Source organism: Psittacicella gerlachiana (genome assembly GCF_003585965.1).
Lineage (GTDB): Bacteria > Pseudomonadota > Gammaproteobacteria > Enterobacterales > Psittacicellaceae > Psittacicella > Psittacicella gerlachiana.
Genome location: NZ_NRJF01000091.1, coordinates 1 through 6,141, shown reverse-complemented (window position 1 = coordinate 6,141; position 6,141 = coordinate 1). Strand labels below are relative to the sequence as shown.

Below are 6,141 nucleotides of genomic sequence, written 5' to 3'. Positions count from 1 at the left end.
GAATTATGTAGAGCAAATTGTTGTTCTATTAGAGAATCCCCTAAATTCATAATAAAGCAACAAAGTACTTTATGTTAATTTAATCAAATATTAAGCTAACAAAATTGTAAAAGGACATAAAATGTCAAACATCAATACTAATGATATCGATCCTATTGAAACACAGGAATGGCTTGATTCTTTAAACTCAGTATTAACTAATGAAGGTAAAGAAAGAGCTAAATACATTATCGATCGTTTACTTGCTCATGCTGGTTCAAAAAATATTGAACTTCCATCAGCATTAAACACTCCTTATGTAAATACTATTTCAGAAGCTGAAGAAGTAGAGTATCCTGGTGATGTAGCTTTAGAAAAACGTATTCAAGCGGCTATTCGTTGGAATGCGATTATGATGGTTCAACACGCACAAAGAAAAGATCAAGAGTTAGGTGGTCACTTAGCTTCTTACCAATCTGTTTCTGATATGTGGGAAGTAGGTTTTAACCACTTCTTCCGTGCTGCAAATGATGTTGATGGTGGTGACTTAGTATACTTCCAAGGTCACTCATCTCCAGGTGTATATGCACGTGCATATGTTGAAGGTCGTATCACTGACGAACAAGCTAATAACTTACGTCAAGAAGCGTTTGCAGATGGTCTTTCTTCATACCCTCACCCGCACTTAATGCCAACATTTTGGCAGTTCCCAACAGTATCTATGGGTCTTGGTGGTTTAACTTCAATTTACCAAGCTCGTTACTTAAAATATTTACACAATCGTGGTTTAAAAGATACAAGTAACCAAACTGTATGGGCGTTTTTAGGTGATGGTGAATGTGATGAAGTAGAATCAAAAGGTGCTTTATCAATCGCTGGTCGTGAAGGTTTAGACAACTTAGTATTCGTTGTTAACTGTAACTTACAACGTCTAGATGGTCCTGTATTTGGTAACGGTAAAATCGTTAACGAGTTAGAAGGTATTTTTGCGGGAGCTAAATGGAAGGTTATTAAGCTTCTATGGGGTTCTTCATGGCAAAAACTTTTAGACAAAGATACATCTGGTAAATTATTACAATTATTAAGCGAAACAGTTGATGGTGATTTCCAAAACTTCAACTCTAAAGATGGTGCTTACTACCGTGAACACTTATTCGCAAGATACCCAGAAACTTTAGAATTAGTTAAAGATTTAAGTGATGAAGAATTAAGCCACTTAGTAACTGGTGGTCACGATTTCAAAAAAATCTATAACGCATTTAAAGTAGCGAAAGAAACTAAAGGTCAACCAGTTGTAATCTTAGCTCAAACTATTAAAGGTATTGGTCTAGGTGCAGCTGCTCAAGGTTTAAATATTGCTCACCAAGTTAAAAAATTAAATAAAGACTCATTAAAATTCATTCGTGATGAATACAAATTACCTCTAACAGATGAGCAAGTTGAAAACTTAGATTTCGTTAAATTTGCTGAAGGTACTGAAGAGTATAACTACTTACACGGTCACCGTAAAGCTTTAGGTGGATACTTACCACAACGTCGTGATCGTTTCGATGTTGAGTTCAATGTTCCATCTATCGAAGATCTAAAATTAGATCACTTATTACAAAAACAAGAACGTCCAATTTCAACAACTTTAGGTTTTGTACGTTACTTAACTGCTCTATTAGAGAACAACAACATCGGTAAAAACATTGTTCCAATTGTTGCTGATGAATCTCGTACATTCGGTATGGAAGGTTTATTCCGTAAAGTAGGTATTTACTCTCCATTCGGTCAAAACTATGTACCACAAGATAAATCATCTGTTGCTTTCTATAAAGAAGAACAAAACGGTCAGTTATTACAAGAGGGTATTAATGAGTTAGGTGCAACATCTTCATGGTTAGCTGCAGCTACTTCTTACTCTACAAATAACGTACCTACAATTCCATTCTTTATTTACTACTCAATGTTTGGTTTCCAACGTGTAGCTGATTTATTATGGGCTGCATGTGACCAAAAAGCACGTGGTTTCTTATTAGGTGCAACTTCAGGTCGTACAACATTAAATGGTGAAGGTTTACAACACCAAGATGGTCATTCACACATTATTTCAAGTGTAATGCCTGGTGTAAGATCTTATGACCCAGCATTTGTATATGAGTTAGCTGTAATTCTTGAAGATGGTATTAACCGTATGTACGGTCCACAACAAGAAAACGTTTACTACTACATTACAACTCTAAACGAAACTTACGATCAACCTGCAATGCCTGAAGGTGCGAAAGAAGGTATCGTTAAAGGTATTTACAAATTAAAAGAAGTTGTAGCTGAAGGTGAACAAGTTGCTGAAGTTCAATTATTAGGTTCAGGAGCAATTTTACGTCATGTAGTTTTAGCTGCTGAATTATTAGCTAAATATGGTATTAAATCACACGTACACTCTGTAACATCATTTACAGAATTAGCACGTGATGGTCAACGTTGTGAACACAAACATCGTTTAAATCCATTTGCAGCACAAGACATTCCATACGTAACTAGTCACTTACAAAACTTACCAACAGTTGCTGCAACAGATTATGTTCGTGCATTTGCAGAACAAATCCGTGCATTCTTACCTACAGCAAACTATAACACTTTAGGTACTGATGGTTACGGTCGTTCAGATAGCCGTGAAAACTTACGTGAATTCTTTGAAGTAAATGCTAAACACATTGCTTTAGCGTCAGTTTACGCATTATTACGTCAAAGAACATTAAAACCAGAAACTGCTAAACAAATTATTGCAGACTTAGGTATTGATCCAAACAAACCTTATAGTCTTGATGCTTAATTTAGTGTAATATTTTTGTTAGTTTTTACAATTAGGCTAAATGGGGATTCCCCCCATTTAGACTTATAATTTAAAGTTTAAATAAGGGTTTTTTTAAATGGCTAAACAAGTTCAAATGCCTGATATTGGTACAGATGAAGTGAATTTAGTATCATTAACTATTAAAGTTGGTGACGTAATTACAGCTGACCAAGAAATCGCAACTGTAGAAGGTGATAAGGCTTCTATGGAAATTCCTGCTCCTGAAGGCGGTAAAGTAACTGAAGTTTTTGTAAAAGTAGGTGACAAAGTTCAAACAGGAGTTCCTTTCTACGCTGTAGAATCTGCAACAGAAACGGCTGAAGCTCCAAAAGCAGAAGCTGCTCCGGCACCGGCTCCAGCAGCTGCACCTGTTGCATCAGCAGTTGAAGTAATCAACTTACCTGATATTGGTAATGATGAAGTAAACGTTGCTTCATTAAAAGTAAAAGTTGGTGATGAAGTTAAAGAAGATCAAGATTTATTAACAGTTGAAGGTGATAAAGCATCTATGGATGTTCCATCTCCTAAAGCTGGTAAAATCGTTGAAATTCTAATTAAAGAAGGTGATAAAGTTAAAACTGGTACTCCAGCATTCAAATTTGAAGTTGCAGGATCTGCTCCTGTAGCAGCACCAGCACCTGCACAAGCAACTCCAGCTCCGGCTGCAGAAGCTCCTAAAGCAGCTCCTGCTCCAGCAACATCAGGTGCTGCAGTTAAAGGATTGCCTCAAGAGCAAGTTGAAGCTTCTGCAACATTCGCTCATGCTTCTCCACTTGTTCGTCGTCATGCTCGTGAGTATGGTGTAAATCTTGATAAAGTTAAAGCTACAGGTCCAAAAGGTCGTGTGTTACCTGAAGATGTATTAGCTTACATCAAATCAGCAGTTGAAGCTGTACAAACTGGTAAAGTTACAGGTGGCACTTCAGTTGGTGGCTTAAACTTATTACCATGGCCAAACGTTGACTTCTCTAAATTTGGTGAAGTTGAAGTTAAAGAGATGGGACGTATTCCAAAAATCTCTGGTCAAAACCTACACCGTAACTGGGTGATGATTCCTCATGTAACTGCTTTTGACTGGGCTGATGTTACTGATTTAGAAGACTTCCGTAAACAACAAAATGCTTTAGCGGCTAAACGTAAATTAGATGTTAAAATTACTCCTTTAGTTTTCATTATGAAAGCTGTTGCGAGAGCTTTAGCTAAATATCCTAAATTTAATGCAAGTTTATCTGCTGACGCAGCACAAATGACTTTCAAAAAATACATTAACTTAGGTATTGCTGTTGATACTCCAAACGGTTTAGTTGTACCAGTAATTCGTGATGTTGATCAAAAAGGTATTATTGAATTAAGTCAAGAATTAGCTGTAATTAGCCAAAAAGCACGTGCTGGTAAATTAACTGGTGCTGATATGTCTGGTGGTTGTTTCACTATTTCATCATTAGGTGGTATCGGTACTTCAGGATTTACACCAATTGTTAATGCTCCAGAAGTTGCAATTTTAGGTGTATCTCGTTCAGAAACTCGTGCAGTTTGGAATGGTTCAACATTTGTTCCACGCTTAATGTTACCATTATGCTTATCATTTGACCACCGTGCAATTGATGGTGCTGATGGTGCTCGTTTCATTACTGCAGTAAATGAAGCGTTAAGCGATTTACGCACATTAATCATGTAATTGTAAGAGGAAACAATGTCTAACGAAATTTCAACACAAGTAGTTGTGATTGGTGCTGGTCCAGCTGGTTATTCAGCAGCTTTCCGTGCAGCTGACTTAGGAAAAAAAGTTGTTTTAATTGAAAAACACAGTACTTTAGGTGGTGTATGTTTAAATGTAGGTTGTATTCCTTCTAAAGCATTATTACATGTATCTAAAGTAATGAATGAAGCAAAAACTTTAGCTTCTCATGGTGTTACCTTTGTTGATCCAAAAATCGACATCAACGGTATCCGTAAGTATAAAGAAGGTGTAGTTAGTAAATTAACTACAGGTCTTGCGGGTATGGCAAAAGGTCGTAAAGTTGAGGTAGTTAGAGGTTGGGCTCAGTTTAAAGATAAAAATACTATTACTGTAGCTTTAACTGATGGTGGTGAAACTGTAGTTAAATTTGAACATGCAATTATTGCATGTGGTTCTACTCCAGTAACTTTACCATTTATCCCTCATGATGATCCTCGTGTTTGGGACTCAACTGATGCATTAAAACTTGAAAATGTTCCTAACCGTCTTCTAGTTGTAGGTGGTGGTATCATTGGTATGGAAATGGCAACTGTATATTCTACTTTAGGCTCTAAAGTAACTGTAGTTGAACCTGCTCCACACATTATTCCACCAGCTGATGCTGAATTAGTTAAAGTATTAACAACTGCATTAAAAGATAAAATCGAATTCCGAGTGAATACAGGTGTTAAAGCTGTTGAAGCTAAAGAAGACGCTGTATATGTAACTATGGAAGGTGAAGTTAATGCTACAGAAGGTTATGATGCTATTTTAGTAGCTGTAGGTCGTCGTCCTAATGGTAAAACACTAAATGCTGAAGCTGCTGGTGTTAAAGTTACTGATCGTGGCTTCATTGAAGTTGACAAACAAATGCGTACTAATGTAGAAAATATTTTTGCGATTGGTGATGTTGTTGGTCAACCTATGTTAGCTCACAAAGGGGTACACGAAGGTCATGTTGCTGCTGAAGTTATTTGTGGCAAAAAACACTTCTTTGATCCACGTGTAATTCCTTCAATTGCATATACTGAACCAGAAATTGCTTGGGTTGGTAAAACTGAACGCGAATTAAAAGAAGCTGGCGTTAATTACGAAGCTGCAGTATTCCCTTGGGCTGCTTCAGGTCGTGCGATTGCTTCAGACGCTTCTAATGGTTTAACTAAACTATTATTCGATAAAGATACTAACTTAATTTTAGGTGCTGGTATTGTAGGTACAAATGCTGGTGAACTTTTAGGTGAAGTTTGCTTAGCAATTGAAATGGGTGCTGATGCTGAAGATGTAGCATTAACAATCCATGCTCACCCAACATTACACGAATCTGTAGGTCTTGCTGCTGAAATCTACACAGGATCTATTACAGATTTACCTAATAAAAAAGCAGTAAAAAAATAATCATCTAGTTGTTTTAACAAATAGCTAAAGATATTAGTTTTAATTATATTCGAACGTTAAAAGCCTATCCACATTGTGGATAGGCTTTTAAATTATTCAGAAAAGCTAGTCTAAAGAATCTTAAATCTGTTAATTCTGCGTTGAGATATTTTTAGGAATATTTTTAAGTTAAAGTTATAAAGAATTGAATACAGGTTATATTTATATCGGT

The 6,141-nt window shown here is 36.3% G+C and carries 3 protein-coding genes; all 3 read left to right on the top strand.

Annotated elements, in window-relative coordinates; all coding sequences use genetic code 11:
• Nucleotides 1–121 precede the first annotated feature (121 nt).
• Nucleotides 122–2,794, top strand: a complete 2,673-nt coding sequence (gene aceE / locus CKF59_RS03720) for a pyruvate dehydrogenase (acetyl-transferring), homodimeric type (protein ID WP_119534639.1) — start codon at nucleotides 122–124, stop codon at nucleotides 2,792–2,794.
• A 97-nt stretch (nucleotides 2,795–2,891) separates the two neighbouring features.
• Nucleotides 2,892–4,493, top strand: coding sequence for a dihydrolipoyllysine-residue acetyltransferase (gene aceF / locus CKF59_RS03715; RefSeq protein ID WP_119534638.1), 1,602 nt, complete (start codon nucleotides 2,892–2,894; stop codon nucleotides 4,491–4,493).
• Nucleotides 4,494–4,508: 15 nt separating this feature from the next.
• Entirely contained in the window at nucleotides 4,509–5,930 is a 1,422-nt protein-coding gene (gene lpdA, locus CKF59_RS03710; RefSeq protein ID WP_119534637.1) for a dihydrolipoyl dehydrogenase, read from the top strand.
• The last annotated feature ends 211 nt before the right edge of the window (nucleotides 5,931–6,141 follow it).

Excerpts from the sequence above, each read along its gene's own strand:
- aceE (WP_119534639.1), top strand. The coding sequence starts at position 122 with ATGTCAAACATCAATACTAATGATATCGATCCTATTGAAACACAGGAA.
- lpdA (WP_119534637.1), top strand. The coding sequence starts at position 4,509 with ATGTCTAACGAAATTTCAACACAAGTAGTTGTGATTGGTGCTGGTCCA.
- aceF (WP_119534638.1), top strand. The coding sequence starts at position 2,892 with ATGGCTAAACAAGTTCAAATGCCTGATATTGGTACAGATGAAGTGAAT.